This is a genomic window from Ancylomarina sp. YFZ004, assembly GCF_054254355.1.
In genome coordinates, this window is sequence record NZ_JBTCHQ010000009.1 from 234,151 (window position 1) to 252,895 (window position 18,745).

Sequence of the window (18,745 nt, forward strand, 5' to 3'; positions counted from 1 at the left end):
CTGTCAGGTTTAGAATTTATTATAACAAAACAGGCAGCTCCTTTCGAAACTGCCTGCTTTAATTGGTTGATATATTTTATTGGGATATGTTATTCATTTTTTTCATTAGCAAATTAACACATCAACTCATCCCCACATTATCTCATCAACTCATTAACAGATTTACTCCGTAAAGTTAGTCCATCCCTGAGCCTGTAATGCAATCTCAGTATTGTCACGAGCAACCATGTATTTACCTTTGCTTGCTTCGCAGATATGACCAATGATTTTAACATCAGCCATTTTTTCAATCTCTTCATGTTTGTCAAGAGGTACAGTGAAAAGTAGTTCGTAGTCTTCACCACCATTAAGAGCGAAAATCGAATAGTTCATATTCAACTCTTCAGCCATCTTGTGTGTTTCGAAATCGATAGGAATTTTCTCTTCGTAAATTTGACAACCTACGTTCGAATCTTCACAAATATGGAAGAGCTCCGATGATAAACCATCCGAGATATCAATCATCGATGTAGGAACGATTTTAGCATCCTGTAAGCTCTCGAAAATATCTTTTCTAGCTTCTGGCTTCAACTGACGTTCCAAGATGTAATCGTGCCCTGTTAGGTCTGGTTGAATATCTGGGTTATTTTCGAAAATACGCTTCTCTCTGTCTAAAAGTTGAAGACCTGCATAGGCAGCTCCAAGGTCACCTGTTACGCAGATTAAATCGTTTACTTTTGCACCACTACGGTAAGCCAATTGATCTTCGTCAGCTTCACCAATAGCAGTTACCGAAATGCAAAGTCCTGTAAGGGATGAAGAAGTGTCGCCACCAACTAAATCAACATTATACTTCTCACAAGCCATATTGATACCTTCGTAAAGTTCGTCAATAGCCTCCACAGTGAAACGTTTCGAAATAGCCAAAGAAACAGTCACTTGCTTAGGCTCAGCATTCATGGCATAAACGTCAGAAACATTTACAACAATAGCTTTATAACCCAAATGACGAAGTGGTGTGTACATCAAGTCGAAATGGATGCCTTCAACCAAAAGATCAGTTGTAACAACTGTTTTCTTACCAGATTGGTTTAAAACGGCTGCATCATCACCAATACCTTTATGAGTACTTTCTTGCGTTAGTTTTACATTTTTGCTTAGGTGCTTGATTAGACCAAACTCGCCCAATGTTGATATATCGGTTCCTTGATTATTGTTTTCCTGCATGATATCATTTATATGATGAAACTAGTTTTTGATAAAATGCCGATATATAAATGAAGAGAGTTTAGGAGTGTAACGAACTGGACTCTATATTCATTTAATAATCGGTATAATAAGCTGATTTCTAAATTTAGAATTTGCTGCAAAGGTAGAGAAAAAAATAGGAATGAGGAAGATCACTTTTGAGGTGGGAAAGAGATCCCATTAGACTATTTTTCTCAAAATTAGCATAGTACTTCTTAGTTTCTTTTAAAATTCAGGGGTGATCAATTTTCCATTTGTTTTAAATAAACTGAATCCAAGGGGATGTGAGTGAAACCTTGCCAAAACGCATCGTCATAATCACCAATAAAACTTTTTATTTTTTCGACCATAATGAGATTTTTTTCTTCCAGTTTTATGGCTTTATCTTGTAACTCGTAAATGCTTATTCTTTTTTTATATTCACCTGTCATCCATGTAGATTCGGTAATCACGCTGTTTATATACCATTGCTTGTTTTTTACGAAGAAAGTGATTTCTTTATTATCGAATTTAGCAGAAGCGAGACCGAAACTTTCCCTGTCGATGATAAGTCTGCCTTTGTCGCGTGTGTTTTCTTTGTGGGCAAATTCTATGATATAGGCTTCTCGCTGATTGATGTTGGTGTATCCTTTGAGTTTTAAATTGTAATTCTTCAATTTACCTTTTACAAGTATGTCTTCACGGTATTTAAAGATATTGTCAGATCTCATTTTAGAAAGTGGAATCAGACGATAATCCTTGAATATTTTGCGACCGTACTTTGAAAATGGCTTTGCTCGGCACTTTATAATATTGAATGATGTGTTGTGCGATTTCTTCTGATAGAGATCTAAATAATATTCTTCCATCAGATACAATTCGTCTTTCATGGTAGAAACAATTCGGGTAAAAGCCTTATACCTCGCTGGCTCTATAAAATGATTTTCTTTGAACCGCTTGTAAAATGCCATCATGATACCTTTTGCAGAAAGAGCTTTGATACACACCTCGGATATCTGGTTCACTTTCTGTTTGAGGATTGTATTCGTTTTAGAAATCTCAATTCCTCCTATTTTAGTTTCGTATTGTATGTGCGAAAAAATGATTGAGTCGGGCTTAATATCAGTCTTGAGATAATATCGACCATCTGCGTTCGTAATACTTCCTGCCTGTGGCTTGTTCTTGATATAAACACTACAATAGGGAATAGGCTCATTATCCTGATTGCGTACACTGCCTTTTACGATAGCTTGACTGTATGCCGATAGACTCACAAGAAGGCTTATGCCTATTGTTAGTATATGTTTCATCTAGTTTTGGTTTAAAGTTTGTTTGCAAATGATAAATTTAAGAATGGGTAAGTCCAGTTTTAACCAGTACTTCCCCATTTCATTTATCTATATTTTTGCAACCCGTGTATATTTAATCAAGGTTCGAGCCGTAACAGCTCCATCAAAATGTTGAACGAGCTTAAATTGTTTGTCGAAAATAAAGAGACAGGGTAAAGATCTTGATCCGAAGGCTTCTTCAAATTCATTGTTTTCATATCTGAGTACAGTAATATTAGATTTTTCAGTCAGTTTATTCTTCTCCATAAAGGCATTAATATTTGGAGCTTTGTCTTTTGTTACAAATACCAATTCGAAGTCTTTGTACTCCTCAAAATAATGAGAAATGATTTTGGCTTCCTTATGACAATAGTGGCAAAAATTTCCAAAGTGAATCACTAGTGTTGGTTTCCCTGTTTGTAAATCGGCTTTGGTAAACGGATTACCTAAAGTGTCCTGGAAACTAAATTCAGGCATTTGAGTAAGTTCTACCTTTGTTTCTTCAGCTAATTCATTCTCTTTTTTTATTTGCTTAGATTTAATAGCAACTCCAATTAGAATTACTAATATGACTGCTATGCTTAGTATGGCTATTTTTCTGTTCATAGTTTTGTGTTTAATATGATCTATTTAGTCGAATATGAACATTAAATAGACTTTATATGGAGAAACGATATGGAATACAATAAAAAATCCGACGAAGGGTATCAACATCTTTTTTAAAAGATCAGTGTATTTGTATCCACTAATACCCATTAGAAAGAGTGGAATCAGAAGCACAAAAATAAGTGACTGAAGCTTCATATCAGTAAATAAATAATTGTACCACTGGTCTTTTTCAGGCGACTCCATAAAACTTTGAATGGATGGATTGAGAAAGCGATTCACATTCTGTAAATCTGCTACCTGATAATCGGTTTGAATCAGCCCAAACCAGATGCATCTCAATAGATCCATTAGGGGGAAAATGATATAAGCAAGGAGGGTAGATTTAAACAAATCTCCAAAGGGGATTTTGGAATACTGATCAGTGAAATGAAAACCGATAAAGATCAGAAAACAGAGTGTAAGACAGCTAGCTGCAAGAGGAATTGACACATAAGTGATGTTAAAATAAATATCATCCCAATAGGCTGAACCTGTTTTTGTATCCTCAACCGGTTCGAGATCGATTTCTGCCAGATCATCTTTAAAATCGGCCATCAAATCATCGTGATCATTATAGACCACTGCTTCTTGTTCTACTTGTTTTGCATGATCATAAGTTCTATTGATTTCGACAGTATTTATATATTCCATGTCAGAGAAATCAACAAGAATGCAAAATACGAGTAATGATAGTAATATATAAAGAGTTTTAATCTTTAAAATGGGTTGAATAAATCTGTTCATGGGTTTATTTTTTCAGGATTTCTTGTTCTAAATTTTTCTTTAGGTTTTCTTGTTCGAGAGTGGGTAGCATAATGGAATAATTGTCCCAAAACTCTTTATTGTATGGGAGTTTTTCGTAATGATCTCCTTTCCAATTAAGCGTGTTTAATTGTTTGCTTACGGAATCTTGCTCGTTAATGATTTCGGTATTGACCATTTCCTGAATTAACTGGCGGTGTCCTGAAAGATTACTGTTGTAATCTCCTCTTCTGGAATAAAGGTAGCTGAGGTGAAATTTACTATTGTATTCTTTAAATCTGATTTTGAATCTGTAGTGATAATGGAATTTCCCTTTGAAACCACCATGACGTTCACCTCGGTATTTGGATCCTTTGTATTTATGATTGTTTATGTAGCCATAATCCAAGTTTAAAAGAGCATAATCTTTGATCCTGATATAGGCGAGGCCTATTGGAATAAATGCATCTTTTTGCCCCTCTAAACCAGGATAGTTTTTATTGGGCAGAATCTTTATTTTATAGATGGGCTCACCATTGTATTGAATGATGGTATCCAATTTAAACCTGTGTTTTTTCATAAAGGTTTTGCTGATAAGCGGACCTCCGTTAACAAACCATGGGTTGACTTTTTTAGAGCCTTTCCTTCTTTTTTTTCCCTGAGCACTACGAATTAAATTCGTGCAGGTGAAAAACTTCGAAAAAGAAGCCTTATTGTTATCAAAAGCATTGATAAGGTGTTTTTGTACTACGGGGTCTGTGTGAGAGTTGTCATTCGTTAATATGGTATCTTTGTCAATATTTTTTCGTCTTAGAATTAGACGATAGACTCCCAATAGTGTTTTATAATCAATATCTCTATTGTCTAAACTTGACTGCAATTCGTCGATGTTCATTTTGCAAGCTTTTATCTCATGACCAATGCCCGGATCATAAATGCTAACAGCTGCTTCAATAAGTCGATTCATAATAGAATCGTCGCGATGTGTCTGCCTAAAATAATATTTCCCGATATGAGGCTGATCGTCTAATAAATTAGGCAACTCGTGTATAGCATTGACAAATATCTGCTTGGCATCTTTCAGAATTTCCTGTTTGCCCACAAGAATTTCTTGTAATTGATAGGCTTGCTTAGGCAATAAGAGACGAAGCACTTTTCCGACCTTTTGAACTTTCCGAAGTGAATCGATAGAAAATTCCTGAGTTTTGTAACCAATACACGATATGGCTATTTGTTGTTTAGCCTTATCATCAGGCAAAGCCAATTCAAAATCACCATTGGCATTTGATATGGTACCTAGGCTAGTCCCTTTTACTACAACGCTTGCATAAGGGACGGCTTCATTATTCGAACTGGAGATTCTGGCTTTTAGTTTGCCCTGGCTGTATCCAGAGAAGGGTATGAGCAAAAGGCATATGAGTAATTGTAGGCTATATTTTTTCATATTGAGAGATTTGCTTAGTTCTTACTGATCGTTTTATCCTGATTTTTACTCGAGAGTTCTTTCTCTAAGGCTTCACGGAATATTTTTTGAGCCTCAGTCTCGACCATACTCGAATAATTGTTCCAGAATTCCACATCATAAGCACGAGGCGTAAACAGATTAGAATTCCAAGGTCTCTCTAAGCTTTTAGTTAGAATGGCATTATCGGTCACTATTTCGTTAAAGATGACTTCCTGTGTTTCGTAATAAAAATCTTCAGGATTTGCTTTTGCACCATGAGCCGTATTGGTCATTATTTTAAATATGTTATTGGCTTTTGGAGTGTTTAAGGTGATGTGCTTGGGGTACATTTTGCCATCAATCTCAATAAATTTGATATGAAATGAGGATGCGATCTTTGATCCGTACATTCTAGTGAAGATTTCACCTCTTTTGCTGCGAACAAGAGTGTACTCCAATTCAACAATGGCAAAGTCCTTAGCCCTAATATAGATCCAGCCTATCGGGAAACGATATTTCCCGTAATGTCTATTTAGCTTTACCAATGGGGATTTTGGCGTGATTTTAATTTTATAGATATCGTCAGAATTGTAAGCCAATACCGTGTCTATTTTAAAGTTGTGTTTTTTAAGTATATTTTTGTTAAAAATGGCATCTTTTTGCTTGTAGTATCGTAAAACATTTAAGCTACTTGAGAATAAACCAAGAGGATTACTTAATCGATTATCTTGAAAATGGATTGCCTTTTCAATCTCTTTAGGATCTTCATTATCTATATTTTTTTCTCGTTTGGTTGTTTTTTTGTGTGAGACATTTTTGAAATCCCATAAGTAAAACCCATAGATGCGAACGGTATCAAGACTTCTATTATCGATACTCTGCTTAATCTCTTTGATATCTAGTTTTATTTCTTTCGAAGGCTGATTAAAGCCAGGATCATAAACTTCAATGGCAGCATCGACCAACCATTTGTATTTTGTCTTTGTTTTTTCGGTGTGTCTCAAAAAAGCTTTACCTATAAAAGGAGAGGTTGGGAAGTTATCTTCGTAATGATCAAAAGCCTTTTGTACAATCTCATTGGCATTGGTCGCTTTTACCTTTATCATCACTTCGTTTAAGTTGACAATAGCCGTTTCAAGCTCGATATTATAAATTGCTTGTTTCTCAAAAGCCAGAATAGCGATTTCCTTTGTTTTATAACCAATGGATGAAAACACTAACGAACGTTCTTTGTACTGATCAGGGATGTTGATACTGAAATCGCCATCTCCATTACTAATGACTCCAATTGCTGTATTCTTTATAATGATGTTGGCATAGGCTATTGGATTTTTATCGCTGCCGCTTAGTTTACCTTTTACTATTGTGTTCGCAAAGCAAGTAATGCTTATTAAGAATAATAGAGCTGTGCTGAGGATGGTCTTTTTCATTATTGGGTTTCGGGTTAATAAATAGCTTTAAGCATATAGCTATTAGCCTAAAGCTGTTTACGATTATAGTATATTGGGTTTCGACTTATTTAATGGCTAGTTATTCACCTGATTAATTCTGATACTATCCGCCGATTTGCTAAACTGTTGTTTCATGTCGATATCGCTCTCTAAATCTTTACGTAGCTTGGCTTCATTTTTAGTTTCGAGCAGTATGCTGTAGTTTTCCCAAAACTCAGGATGATACTCCGAAGGGACATAAAGTTTGTCATTCCATTTATTGGGAAGCATCTGAGTAATCTGATTGGGCTCTTCGATGATTTCTGTGAATAAGAGTTCACGAATAATTTTGGGATATTTTTTTTGCTTGAATCGATCTTCAAGACCAAGAGAGCTTACCCCTGTGAAATCGCTATGGAATATTTTATAATAAGAAGGGTATAATTTTCCCTTATGACGTTTGTATTTTAATGTAAAGTTAGATTTGAAGCTATTTGCAAATCCAGTTATCATTAATCCTGTCTTATTGGGATTTTGTATTTTCCCAAATTTAAGTTCGTATAAGGCGAAGTCTTTTGCTGAGATGAGTATATATCCCAGTCTAATAAAAATGCCTTTTTTTAATTCTTTTGCTGTAGGCAGAATTTTAATTTTGTAGATGGCTTCTCCATTTAGGTCGAGGATAGTATCGAGCTTAAATTGGTGAAAATCGCTTTTGTATAGATCATGCAGGCTGTACCACATATCACCCAATTTCGGCTGGTAAGCAGTTTCTAGTCGTCTAGGTTTACTGATTGAATTCCTCTTTTCATCGGTATCCCGAATCAGCTCTTGTAATTCGTCTTTGCTGGGTTTATAGCTTTCCGCTTTCCTTTGTGCCTTTCTATGTCGCATGTGTTCCCAGTTTTTGAAAAAACCGAGTGCTTCTGCATCAATTTCCCTGTTATCGTAAGTGTTTCTTTTTTCTAGTATATGAACCTTGAATTTCGGCTCTTCGGGTGTTGCATAAGTGAATAGAGCTGCCTCTATTAGTTTCACATATTTCTTATTTAGTAGGTGACTTTGTCGCAAAAAGCCCTTGTTTATGTAGGGCTTGTCGGGACGAAAGCTGGGTGCTGCTTTCATACAAGCTTTCAGTATCTTTTTCGGATCACTCATCAACCTGCTGGCATTTACGTTCACCTCCGATAAATCGTAGGCCATGGCTTTTAGTTCTATTGCTTTTACCTTGGCTATTTCGTCCAGTTTTAGCGATAGCGATTGATAACCCAGACTGCTGATTCGTATTCTTGTGTCTGTTTGCGGATTTTCAATAGACAATTGGAACTGTCCATCCTTGTTGCTCATTGTTCCCTTCGTCGTTTTCGCTATGGATATATTGGCATAGGGGATAGCCGCTTTACTTTTCTGATCTATAATTCTCGAACTGATTTGCACCTGAGCCTGTGTGCTTGTTAGTAAAATCAATAAAAAAAAGGCTGTGCTGAGAATGGATTTAGTCATAATATATTTTTATTTATCAATTCGCTTAGTTTATATGTAGAATACATGAGGTAGATAAAACGCTGCGTTATGTTCGAAAATAATTTCACATAACTATATGTTTAAGATAAGTAGATCACTTTTTTTAAAAATTATAAACAAAAAAAAGAACCCATGCGAACTGCTCTTCTGTATGATTGTATTTTCCTAATCATCTTATCTTGAGATGTCTTTGAGCAAAAAAGCAATACTTATTAATAATAATAGAGCTGTGCTGAGGATGGTTCTAGTCATACGGGGTTTTGGCTTATTTAAAAACGGTTAGTTTTCTATTTACGATCTGACAGGAATAGGTTTAATTTGCTTTAAATCTGAATAAATATAATGCTTTAATTAATCAGTATGTGCTGCTTGGCGTTAAGCAGTTTGTTAATTAATGTTAAGTAAGTTTTATTATTAAGATAAACATTCTATTGTTTTGATATTTTCAGAGGTGTCTAAAGTTTAATGATTGTGAAAGATCTTCAAAGAATGGTATTTGAATAGTTTAGATTCTAAAAAAAGAATAGTAAGTTTATTTTGCTCTTATAGGGATTGCACTCTTCAAATAAATTATAAGATTTGAGGTCTTAATGACTGTTTTTTTAATGCTTTTAGTACTCTGTATTCAATCTTCCATCAAGAAAAAGACATTGCGGTGTTTTATTGTGTACCTTACAGATAGATATATAAATACTTTCTTTATATTTGCAGCAAATTTTAAACGGTTTCAGTCGGGCTAAAAGAGTCGGTGAAACGAATTTTCGAAGGCAGCTTGTTATGCTTCTATAGGAAGTATAAGGGGTTTCATTAAAGTAGTGAAGCGTTTTCGGATAAGGATACTTACTACTTGATACTTTTTTTAAGATATGGCTAAAGAAGAACAAGATAAAATATTGAACGAAGTCACGCAAAGTGATTACAAATATGGTTTTTCGAGTGACATCGAGACAGACTCTATTGCAAAGGGTTTGAATGAGGATGTCGTTCGTCTGATTTCGTCTAAGAAAAATGAGCCGGAGTTCATGTTGGAATTTCGTCTTAAGGCTTACCGTCATTGGTTGACCATGAAAATGCCTGAATGGGCACACCTGGATATTCCACCAATCGATTATCAGGAAATCATTTTCTATGCAGCTCCCGTACAAAAAGCGAAGCTGGAAAGTATGGATGATGTAGATCCTGAAATTCGTGCGACTTTCGACAAACTTGGTATTCCATTGGATGAGCAAAAGCTTTTATCTAATGTTGCGGTTGATGTTGTGATGGATTCGTCGTCGGTGAAAACTACTTTTAAAGAAGCTTTAGCTGAGAAGGGAATTATTTTCTGTTCTTTCAGCGACGCTGTTCAAGAGCATCCAGATTTGATTCAAGAGTATATGGGAACAGTTGTTCCTTATCGCGATAATTACTTTGCAGCTCTTAATTCTGCAGTATTCTCTGACGGTTCTTTCGTTTATATTCCTAAAGGCGTTCGTTGCCCAATGGAACTATCGACCTATTTCCGTATTAATGCGGAAAATACAGGTCAGTTTGAACGTACTTTGATTGTTTGCGAAGACGAATCATACGTAAGTTACCTTGAAGGTTGTACGGCACCAATGCGTGATGAGAACCAGTTGCACGCTGCAATTGTTGAGATCATCGTAAAGGACAATGCTGAAGTGAAATATTCAACGGTTCAGAACTGGTATCCCGGAAACAAAGATGGCGTTGGAGGTATTTATAATTTTGTAACCAAGCGTGGTATTTGCCAAGGTGTTAATGCTAAATTGATGTGGGCTCAGGTTGAGACTGGATCGGCAGTGACCTGGAAATACCCATCTACAATATTATTGGGTGATGGTTCATCAAGTGAGTTTTATTCGGTTGCTGTAACTAACAATCATCAGCAAGCCGATACAGGAACGAAGATGATCCACATCGGTAATAATACAAAATCAACAATTATTTCGAAAGGTATTTCTGCAGGGAAATCGAACAACTCTTACCGAGGATTGGTAAAAGTGGTGAAGAACTGCGAAGGGGCTCGGAATTTCTCACAATGTGATTCGCTTCTATTGGGCGATAAGTGTGGTGCACATACTTATCCTTATCTGGAAGTACATAATAAATCGGCTAAGGTCGAGCACGAGGCAACCACCTCTAAAATTGGTGAAGATCAGATCTTTTATTGTAACCAGCGAGGTATCTCAACTGAAGATGCTATTGGCTTAATTGTTAATGGTTACGCTAAAGAGGTGATTAATAAAATGCCTATGGAATTTGCTGTTGAAGCACAAAAACTATTGGCAATTAGCCTCGAAGGCTCTGTCGGATAATCGACAACAGATATTTGATAACTGATAACCGGAAAAAAGACAACAATGTTAAGTATAAAGAATCTACACGCATCAATAAACGGGAAAGAAATCCTAAAAGGGATTAATCTTGAAATAAAGCCAGGAGAAGTTCATGCTATCATGGGACCTAACGGCGCAGGTAAAAGTACATTAGCTTCAGTATTAGCAGGACGCGAATTGTTCGAAGTTACTGAAGGTGAAGTTGTTTTTGAACAAAAAGATCTTTTAGATCTATCTCCAGAGGATCGTGCTAAAGAAGGTATCTTCTTAGGCTTCCAGTATCCAATCGAAATTCCAGGTGTTTCAACTGTTAACTTTATGAAGACAGCTGTAAACGAGCATCGCAAATACAAAGGATTAGAGCCCTTAAAAGCTGGTGATTTCTTGAAATTGATGCGAGATAAAAAAGCTTTGGTTGAGATTGATTCTAATCTAATGAATCGATCAGTGAACGAAGGTTTCTCTGGTGGAGAGAAAAAGAAAAATGAAATTTTCCAGATGGCTATGCTTGATCCTAAATTAGCTATTTTGGATGAGACTGATTCTGGTTTGGATATTGACGCTCTTCGTATTGTTGCCAATGGTGTAAACAAATTGAAGACTGCTGAAAATTCAACTATTGTGATTACTCACTATCAGCGTTTGCTTGATTATATTGTACCAGACGTAGTTCACGTATTATTCGATGGACGTATCGTAAAAACTGCCGGTAAAGAGTTAGCTCTTGAGTTGGAAGAAAAAGGATACGACTGGATTAAGGAAGAACTAGTGAAGTAGTCAGATTGTTAGCTGGTAATTATTACCGTCATACAATTTAGCAATTTATTAAATTGAAGCGATCATGTCAATAGATACTATAAATAATGATTTTGCAGATTTGTTTGAGCAGGGGAAATCTCTTCTCGAAGACAAGTCATCAAAATTCATGAATACAAAAAGAGAGGAAGCCTTTGAGCAATTCAAAAAGCTTGGTGTTCCAACTCTTGCCCATGAAGATTACAAGTACACGAATTTGGTTCCTGCATTCGATCACCCTTATACGGTAGATTTGCAATACAGAACCGTAATGGGTGACTTGAATGAATTGTTCTACTGCGATGTTCCAGAGCTGGATACCAATTTGGTATTGCTTTCGAATGGCTGGTACTACAATCAGAATAGAGAACTCGATATTCCTAAAGGCGTTATTGTTTGTAGTCTGCAAGAAGCAGCTAAAAAGCATAGCGAAATTTTCGATAAGCACTATGGGAAATATGCTAAGCCAAACGAAGAAGGTTTGGTTGCGCTAAACACAGCTTTAGCTAAAGATGGTGTTTTTATTTACGTTCCTAAAAATGTAATCGTAGAAAAACCTATTCAGGTAATCAATCTTTTACGTTCAGATCGTGATTTAATGGCGACTCAGCGTAATCTGATTGTGATTGAAGAGAATGCTCAGGCAAAAGTGATTTTCTGTGATCATACCTTAACGCATAATAAGTACTTATCAAATACAGTAAGCGAAATTAATGTCGCAAAGAGTGCTGTATTCGATTTATATACATTACAAAATCAGCATTTGAATGCAACGATGCTTAACTCGGTGTTTATCCGTCAGGAAGCAAATTCAAATGTATTGACTAATACACTATCCTTATATGGTGGTATGATTCGTAACAATCATCATACTCTATTCGATGGTGAGCATTGCGAGAATCATACATATGGAATGTATTTGTTGGATCGTAATCAGCATGTTGACAATTTCACTTTTGCAGATCACGCTAAACCTAATTGTGTGAGTAACGAGCACTTTAAAGGTGTAATGGGTGATGAAGCAACGGCTTCTTTTACTGGAAAGATCCATGTACGTCGCGATGCACAAAAAACAGAAGCCTATCAGAAAAATAACAACTTGTTATTATCCGATTCTGCTGTTATCAACACCAAACCTCAATTAATTATCGATGCTGATGATGTGAAGTGTAGCCATGGTGCTACAGTTGGTCAGATGGACGATGATGCTTTATTCTATCTTCGTGCTCGTGGTATCAACGAGAAAGAAGCTAAAATGATGTTGATGTTTGCTTTTGCACACGAGATTATTGAAAAAATTAGAGTTGACGCTCTTAAAGATCGTATCGACGAATTAGTTGAGAAGCGATTGAGAGGTGAGATTTCTGAATGTAATACTTGTGCGATAGCTTGTAACCAATAAATTGATAGATGGCTGAATGGCTAGATTGTTATTATTTGAACAATTTAGCAATGAAACAATCTTAGCAATCTAATAATTAAAATTCATGTCATTAGATTTAAATAAATTACGTCAAGATTTTCCGATTTTATCAGAGAAGATATATGGAAAACCATTGGTGTACTTCGATAACGCAGCAACGACCCAAACACCAAGTCAGGTAACTGATATTATGGTGGAATATTACAACAAATACAATTCTAATATTCATCGTGGAATTCATTACTTAAGTAATAAATCGACCGAGGGAGCAGAGAATGCTCGTATTAAGGTTCAGAAGTTTATTAATGCTGAACATTCTCACGAAGTAATTTTCACTGCTGGTACTACCGAGAGTGTGAATTTGGTTGCTAACTCATTTGGAGAATGCTATATCTCTGAAGGCGATGAGGTGATTGTTTCAGAAATGGAGCATCATTCTAACATTGTACCTTGGCAGATGCTTTGTCAGCGAAAGAAAGCTACTTTGAAGGTTTTACCTTTCAATGATAATGGTGAGTTGATGATCGAGAAATTGGAAGATTTGATTACAGATCGCACCAAAATTCTAGCCGTCAATCATATCTCAAACTCATTAGGAACAATTAATCCAATAAAGGAAATTATTGATTTTGCTCACTCGAAAAATGTGCCTGTTCTTATAGATGCAGCACAGTCGATACAGCATAAAAAAATCGATGTTCAAGCTCTTGATGCTGATTTCCTAGCCTTTTCTGGTCATAAGTTGTATGGTCCTACAGGAGTAGGTGTACTATATGGTAAGGAGAAGTTCTTAAATGAAATGCCACCATGGCAAGGTGGAGGGGAGATGATTCAAGAGGTTACTTTTGAAAAAACGACCTACAATGAATTGCCATTTAAATTCGAAGCGGGAACGCCAAATTATATCGATGCAATCGGACTTGGTGCAGCTATCGACTATGTTGAGGCAATTGGCTTAGATGCTATTGATGCCTATGAGCAAGAGTTGTTAGCATATGCAACTGAGAAATTCAATGCTATTCCTGGTATGAGAATCTACGGAACAGCAAAGAATAAGACATCTGTTATTTCTTTCTTAGTTGAAGGGATACATTTCTACGATATGGGAATGTTGCTAGATCAAATGGGGATTGCAGTTAGAACCGGAACACATTGTACCGAACCAGTCATGCAGCATTTTGGTATCGATGGGACCGTACGTGCATCTTTTGCTTTTTATAATACAAAAGAGGAAATTGATGTGCTTCTTGCAGGAATTGAGAAAGTTTGTAAAATGTTTGGAGTCAAGTCGGCTTAAAATGTTTCTGAAATAATTATAACTTTGTAAGCGAATAAACTGGCTCAACTTACTGAGCCACTCTTGAAAATTACAAATGATTGGAGAAATGACCATAAACGAAATACAAGAAGGAATCGTTGAAGAGTTCGCTGGTTTTGAGGACTGGATGGACAAATATGCATACTTAATTGAATTGGGAACAGACCTTTCTGGTCTAGATTCTCAATATCAAACAGATCAGAATTTGATTAAAGGTTGTCAATCTAAAGTTTGGTTTAATGCCAAGTTAGAAGACGGCATAGTAAAACTTGAAGCTGATAGCGATGCTATTATTGTGAAAGGAATTGCTGCTTTATTAATACGAGTATTCAATAATCAAACTCCTGAAGCAATTATGAATGCTGATCTAAAATTCATCGATGAGATTGGGTTGAAACAGCATTTATCACCAACACGTTCAAACGGATTGGTTTCAATGGTGAAGCAAATCAAAATGTACGGTTTGGCTTTCAACCATAAAGTGAATAATTAATAACGAGTGATGATGGGAATCTTGATTCTCTAGTTTTTAATCCGCTTAAGGCGGACTCAAAATTCAATACAATGAGTAGAAAACAAACAGAAGAAATTATCGTAGAGATATTAAAAACGATTTACGATCCTGAAATCCCTGTGAATATTTACGATTTGGGATTGATATATGAAGTTGATGTTTACGAAGATGATGAGGCAAAAGTTTTAATGACTTTAACTGCTCCAAACTGTCCAATGGCAGATCAGATTCTTGAAGAGGTAAACGAAAAGGTTAAGGCCTTACCACAAATTAACGACGTAACTGTTGTGTTAACCTTCGATCCAGCTTGGGATAAGGATATGATGACTGAAGAAGCAAAACTCGAATTGGGTTTTCTATAAGATATAAAGGACTGTTTTTTACAGTCCTTTTTTTATGCTCCTGTAGATTTGTAATCTGCAGGTATCGAGTTTTGGATTTGTAATCCGATTTTAAAATATTGATAGCAATAATTCAAAGTATTAGGGCGCAACCTTCGTTCCTAAGGTCGGGCTTTTCGCTACAAGTCCTCGCTCATCCTTCGCTGTGGGCTTTCCACTATAATCCCTTGCGCATCGGCTATCCTTTTTATCTGATGAATAAATTGGCATCTCGAAAATTCATCAGATAAATTCCAATCCAATTCTCACTGCAACCCTTTACACATCAACTAAGCACTTTATCCGATGAATAAATAGACATCTCGAAAAATCATCGGATAATGGTAATTAAGCTTCAAAGATATTCCATTGCGTATCGCAGGTTCTATTATCCGATGAATAATTAGGCGTCACGAAAAATCATCAGATAATGGAACATGACTTTAATAAAGCTATAAATGTCATGTTAGGACTATTTTTTCTTACAATGGTTTTCTAATTTAGATAGGTAATTGAATTCGTAAACAGAGCTGAAACTCTTATCCAGGTTTTGTTTGTACTTTTTCTGTGAATTTTGATAATTTTGTAATTATGCGAATCCTTTATCTTCTGAAACCAATACTCTCTATCTTCGTAACATGAATCTAACACTAGCTACTAAATCTCAACTTATAAAAGATAAAGCCAAAGAACTTGGATTTGATCTTTGTGGCATTACTGAAGCTGATTTTCTATCTGAAGAAAAAGAACGTTTCATCGATTGGCTGGATAAGGACTATCATGGAGAGATGGGATATATGGCTAATAATATAGAGAAGCGCCTCGATCCTCGACTTTTGGTAGAAAATACAAAGTCGATCGTAATGGTTGCTCTTAATTACTTCCCCGAAAATACTCAAGAAGACTCTGAAGCACCAGTTCTAGCGAAATACGCTTATGGAACAGATTATCACTTTGTGATAAAAGAAAAATTGAATGCTTTATTGGCATATATAAACGAAGAAATAGGTGAAACACAAGGACGTGCCTTTGTTGATTCAGCTCCAATATTGGAACATGCTTGGGCCCGAAAGGCTGGATTAGGTTGGATTGGTAAAAATTCATTACTCCTGAATAGAAAGCTGGGTTCCTTCATGTTTTTGGGTGAATTGCTTATCGACATGCCCTTAGAATATAATACCGAAAGCTATCCTGATTTTTGTGGCGGTTGTAATCGCTGTATTCGTTCATGCCCAACTGGTGCTATTGTCGCACCCAAAGTTGTAGATGGAAGTAAGTGTATTTCATATTTCACAATTGAATTGAAAGATGATATTCCTGAGGTAATGAAGGGGAAGTTCGAAAATAGAGTTTTTGGCTGTGATATATGCCAGGATGTTTGTCCATGGAATCGCATGGTAAAACCACACTCTGTAGAAGCCTTTAAGCCAAACTCTGAAATTTTGTCCTTGTCAAAAAAGGATTGGTTTGAAATGGATGCTCACAAATTTGGCAGCTTGTTTAAAAATTCGGCTGTAAAGCGAACTAAGTTCAAGGGCTTAAAACGGAATCTAGATTTTCTAAGAGAATAAAAACGTATTTATATGACTCACCAAACGGCATTTATTAAATCATCGGATGATATCAACTTGTTTTCTCAAGTATGGAAGTCAGATCAAGCGCCCGATTGTGTTATTTGTTTGGTTCATGGAATAGGTGAGCACAGTTCTCGATATAGCAATTGGGCAAAAAGATTTGTAGCAAATAATATAGCTCTTGTTGCTTTCGACCAAAGAGGTCATGGGCAATCAGAAGGAAAAAGAGGCGTCATACCATCATATGAAACCTTGCTTGATGATATCGATTTGCTTTTATTAGAATGCGAGAAGCTCTTCCCTAATATTCCAATTGTTTTATATGGTCATAGCATGGGTGGAGGTGAGGTTTTAACTCACTTGCAAACTAGGAGCGGAAAGTATAAAGCTGTTATTTCAACTTCACCCTGGTTGATAGCTCAACAGTCGCCACCAAAATTTATAATTCCACTGGTTCAACTTCTGGCGAAGCTATTTACAAACCTAAGTTTGGAAACAAAATTAAACCCTGATTTGCTTTCTCGCGATACTAATATTGGGGAAGAGTATATGAACGATCCTCTTGTTCACCCTATGGTTTCTTTCCGCTTATTTTATGAAGCTTATCAAAGAGGTTATTCTCTTTTGAATAATATTACGAACTTAAATAAACCACTTCTATTATTGCACGGCGATGCTGATAAAATAACCTCTCATGCTGCAAGTCAAAAATTTGCAACCAATGCAGGTCATTTATGCCAGTTTCATATGTTTGAAGGAGCTTTTCATGAGTTGCAAAATGATTTTTGTAAAGATGAGGCCTTTGATCTAATTTTAAGTTGGATTCATAAGAATGTAACGCCTTCCTTATAATAACGACTATCACTATGAATGAAGATTTGTTTAGAACAAAAGTGAACATTCCTAAATCAGAGTTTGATTTTGGATATCAGAAGACAGCTTTGATGATGGGCTCTTGTTTTGTTGAAAACATGGGTTCAAAGCTGAAATCAAATAAGTATCAAGTCGATGTAAACCCATTTGGTGTTATTTATAACCCTGTGAGTGTTTGTAGTAGTTTACGATTGTTGATGGGAGAACGCGACTTTGTTGAGGATGATCTAAACTTCCACAATAATTTATGGTTCAGTTTTTATCATCACAGCAAATTCTCGAATACGGATTTGTCTCAATGCTTATCGGATATTAATATAGGGATAAAGGAAAGTTCAAGGAATCTTAAGAAAGCTGATATCTTATTTGTCACTTTTGGGACAGCATGGGTATATGAATTATTGAGCTCTGGAGATATAGTATCCAATTGCCATAAATTACCAGCCAAAGATTTTAATCGATATCGATTAAATGTGGATGAGATTGTATCTATATATAAAGACCTGCTTGTAGAGCTGTTGGTTTTTAACCCTAATATTAAGATTGTATTTACTGTGAGTCCAATTCGTCATTGGAAAGATGGTGCACATGGGAACCAATTAAGTAAGGCTACCCTATTATTAGCAGTCGATCAATTAGCAGAATTGTTCGATCAGGTATCCTATTTCCCATCTTATGAAATCGTAATGGACGAATTACGTGATTATCGTTTTTATTCTGAGGATATGTTGCACATGAGTGATGTTGCAATAAAGTACATTTGGCAACGATTTTCTGACACTTACCTTTCCGAGGAGTCTAAACAGATTCAAAAGCAGGTGGCTAAATTTATTTTAGCAGCTAATCATCGACCTTTTAATGTGAACTCAGATTCTCACCAAAGCTTTATAAAATCAAGTTTATCTAAGATTCACGAGTTCTTAAGAATGAATCCAACGGTTGATATGGATGACGTGATAGCTAATTTAGAACGAAATCTTCTTTAAAGGGGTGGATTTTCTATAATTAATGTCGTAAATTGCTTGTCTGACTCTTTTTTTTTAGAAAAGTGATCGTGATTTTCAGCGCTTTAGGAATTAAATTCAGGAAAGTGCATCTTCGCGTTAGGATTGCTGGAATAAAAAAGTTTATATTTGCACTCGCTTTAAGAGAGAGGCGCTGATCTTTGAACCGTTTGTATCCGTTGTAAACACTGAGTTATCTTGGTA

At 35.9% G+C, this 18,745-nt stretch carries 16 protein-coding genes; 9 read left to right on the plus strand and 7 right to left on the minus strand.

All coding sequences use genetic code 11. The features are described from left to right. Window positions 1-162 precede the first annotated feature (162 nt). The 7 genes from thiL to ACXR6G_RS14900 all read right to left on the minus strand — a co-directional run bounded on the left by thiL (window position 163) and on the right by ACXR6G_RS14900 (window position 8,300). Window positions 163-1,206: a thiamine-phosphate kinase gene (thiL, locus tag ACXR6G_RS14870; protein WP_458362230.1), complete on the minus strand. Its 1,044-nt coding sequence runs from the start codon at window positions 1,204-1,206 to the stop codon at window positions 163-165. A 263-nt stretch (window positions 1,207-1,469) separates the two neighbouring features. Next, window positions 1,470-2,516 (minus strand): carboxypeptidase-like regulatory domain-containing protein, encoded by a 1,047-nt coding sequence (locus tag ACXR6G_RS14875; protein ID WP_458362231.1) that lies wholly within the window; start codon window positions 2,514-2,516, stop codon window positions 1,470-1,472. A gap of 87 nt (window positions 2,517-2,603) precedes the next feature. After that, on the minus strand, window positions 2,604-3,140 hold the full coding sequence (locus ACXR6G_RS14880) for a TlpA family protein disulfide reductase (protein ID WP_458362232.1): 537 nt from the start codon (window positions 3,138-3,140) through the stop codon (window positions 2,604-2,606). Window positions 3,141-3,164: 24 nt separating this feature from the next. Beyond that, the gene (locus tag ACXR6G_RS14885; RefSeq protein ID WP_458362233.1) at window positions 3,165-3,926 is read right to left on the minus strand and encodes a hypothetical protein; all 762 of its coding nucleotides are present in this window, start codon (window positions 3,924-3,926) and stop codon (window positions 3,165-3,167) included. Window positions 3,927-3,930: 4 nt separating this feature from the next. Beyond that, window positions 3,931-5,367 carry a carboxypeptidase-like regulatory domain-containing protein gene (locus ACXR6G_RS14890; protein WP_458362234.1) on the minus strand — a complete coding sequence of 479 codons (1,437 nt, stop codon included), beginning with the start codon at window positions 5,365-5,367 and terminating at the stop codon, window positions 3,931-3,933. Between the two features lie 14 nt (window positions 5,368-5,381). Beyond that, the gene (locus ACXR6G_RS14895) at window positions 5,382-6,797 is read right to left on the minus strand and encodes a carboxypeptidase-like regulatory domain-containing protein (protein ID WP_458362235.1); all 1,416 of its coding nucleotides are present in this window, start codon (window positions 6,795-6,797) and stop codon (window positions 5,382-5,384) included. Between the two features lie 96 nt (window positions 6,798-6,893). Beyond that, window positions 6,894-8,300 (minus strand): carboxypeptidase-like regulatory domain-containing protein, encoded by a 1,407-nt coding sequence (locus ACXR6G_RS14900; RefSeq protein ID WP_458362236.1) that lies wholly within the window; start codon window positions 8,298-8,300, stop codon window positions 6,894-6,896. Window positions 8,301-9,187: 887 nt separating this feature from the next. On the opposite strand from ACXR6G_RS14900, the gene sufB reads away from it, so the two are divergent. The 9 genes from sufB to ACXR6G_RS14945 all read left to right on the plus strand — a co-directional run bounded on the left by sufB (window position 9,188) and on the right by ACXR6G_RS14945 (window position 18,523). Then, complete coding sequence (sufB, locus tag ACXR6G_RS14905) at window positions 9,188-10,639, plus strand: Fe-S cluster assembly protein SufB (protein WP_458362237.1); 1,452 nt, start codon at window positions 9,188-9,190, stop codon at window positions 10,637-10,639. Between the two features lie 45 nt (window positions 10,640-10,684). Then, complete coding sequence (gene sufC, locus ACXR6G_RS14910; protein WP_458362238.1) at window positions 10,685-11,437, plus strand: Fe-S cluster assembly ATPase SufC; 753 nt, start codon at window positions 10,685-10,687, stop codon at window positions 11,435-11,437. A gap of 64 nt (window positions 11,438-11,501) precedes the next feature. Further along, on the plus strand, window positions 11,502-12,857 hold the full coding sequence (gene sufD / locus ACXR6G_RS14915; RefSeq protein ID WP_458362239.1) for a Fe-S cluster assembly protein SufD: 1,356 nt from the start codon (window positions 11,502-11,504) through the stop codon (window positions 12,855-12,857). 85 nt (window positions 12,858-12,942) lie between these two features. Beyond that, complete coding sequence (locus ACXR6G_RS14920; protein ID WP_458362240.1) at window positions 12,943-14,175, plus strand: aminotransferase class V-fold PLP-dependent enzyme; 1,233 nt, start codon at window positions 12,943-12,945, stop codon at window positions 14,173-14,175. Window positions 14,176-14,263: 88 nt separating this feature from the next. Beyond that, window positions 14,264-14,689: a SufE family protein gene (locus ACXR6G_RS14925; protein ID WP_458362241.1), complete on the plus strand. Its 426-nt coding sequence runs from the start codon at window positions 14,264-14,266 to the stop codon at window positions 14,687-14,689. 71 nt (window positions 14,690-14,760) lie between these two features. Then, window positions 14,761-15,072: a metal-sulfur cluster assembly factor gene (locus ACXR6G_RS14930; protein WP_458362242.1), complete on the plus strand. Its 312-nt coding sequence runs from the start codon at window positions 14,761-14,763 to the stop codon at window positions 15,070-15,072. A 656-nt stretch (window positions 15,073-15,728) separates the two neighbouring features. Next, on the plus strand, window positions 15,729-16,661 hold the full coding sequence (queG, locus tag ACXR6G_RS14935) for a tRNA epoxyqueuosine(34) reductase QueG (RefSeq protein ID WP_458362243.1): 933 nt from the start codon (window positions 15,729-15,731) through the stop codon (window positions 16,659-16,661). A gap of 12 nt (window positions 16,662-16,673) precedes the next feature. Continuing rightward, window positions 16,674-17,516, plus strand: coding sequence for an alpha/beta hydrolase (locus ACXR6G_RS14940; RefSeq protein WP_458362244.1), 843 nt, complete (start codon window positions 16,674-16,676; stop codon window positions 17,514-17,516). A 14-nt stretch (window positions 17,517-17,530) separates the two neighbouring features. Continuing rightward, window positions 17,531-18,523, plus strand: coding sequence for a GSCFA domain-containing protein (locus ACXR6G_RS14945; protein ID WP_458362245.1), 993 nt, complete (start codon window positions 17,531-17,533; stop codon window positions 18,521-18,523). The last annotated feature ends 222 nt before the right edge of the window (window positions 18,524-18,745 follow it).

What these genes read in the sequence shown, in the direction of transcription:
- ACXR6G_RS14940 (WP_458362244.1), top strand. Translation starts at nt 16,674, where the DNA reads ATGACTCACCAAACGGCATTTATTAAATCATCGGATGATATCAACTTG.
- ACXR6G_RS14925 (WP_458362241.1), top strand. Translation starts at nt 14,264, where the DNA reads ATGACCATAAACGAAATACAAGAAGGAATCGTTGAAGAGTTCGCTGGT.
- ACXR6G_RS14930 (WP_458362242.1), top strand. Translation starts at nt 14,761, where the DNA reads ATGAGTAGAAAACAAACAGAAGAAATTATCGTAGAGATATTAAAAACG.
- ACXR6G_RS14885 (WP_458362233.1), bottom strand. Translation starts at nt 3,926, where the DNA reads ATGAACAGATTTATTCAACCCATTTTAAAGATTAAAACTCTTTATATA.
- ACXR6G_RS14895 (WP_458362235.1), bottom strand. Translation starts at nt 6,797, where the DNA reads ATGAAAAAGACCATCCTCAGCACAGCTCTATTATTCTTAATAAGCATT.
- sufB (WP_458362237.1), top strand. Translation starts at nt 9,188, where the DNA reads ATGGCTAAAGAAGAACAAGATAAAATATTGAACGAAGTCACGCAAAGT.
- thiL (WP_458362230.1), bottom strand. Translation starts at nt 1,206, where the DNA reads ATGCAGGAAAACAATAATCAAGGAACCGATATATCAACATTGGGCGAG.
- sufC (WP_458362238.1), top strand. Translation starts at nt 10,685, where the DNA reads ATGTTAAGTATAAAGAATCTACACGCATCAATAAACGGGAAAGAAATC.
- ACXR6G_RS14890 (WP_458362234.1), bottom strand. Translation starts at nt 5,367, where the DNA reads ATGAAAAAATATAGCCTACAATTACTCATATGCCTTTTGCTCATACCC.
- ACXR6G_RS14920 (WP_458362240.1), top strand. Translation starts at nt 12,943, where the DNA reads ATGTCATTAGATTTAAATAAATTACGTCAAGATTTTCCGATTTTATCA.
- ACXR6G_RS14880 (WP_458362232.1), bottom strand. Translation starts at nt 3,140, where the DNA reads ATGAACAGAAAAATAGCCATACTAAGCATAGCAGTCATATTAGTAATT.
- sufD (WP_458362239.1), top strand. Translation starts at nt 11,502, where the DNA reads ATGTCAATAGATACTATAAATAATGATTTTGCAGATTTGTTTGAGCAG.
- ACXR6G_RS14945 (WP_458362245.1), top strand. Translation starts at nt 17,531, where the DNA reads ATGAATGAAGATTTGTTTAGAACAAAAGTGAACATTCCTAAATCAGAG.
- ACXR6G_RS14875 (WP_458362231.1), bottom strand. Translation starts at nt 2,516, where the DNA reads ATGAAACATATACTAACAATAGGCATAAGCCTTCTTGTGAGTCTATCG.
- queG (WP_458362243.1), top strand. Translation starts at nt 15,729, where the DNA reads ATGAATCTAACACTAGCTACTAAATCTCAACTTATAAAAGATAAAGCC.
- ACXR6G_RS14900 (WP_458362236.1), bottom strand. Translation starts at nt 8,300, where the DNA reads ATGACTAAATCCATTCTCAGCACAGCCTTTTTTTTATTGATTTTACTA.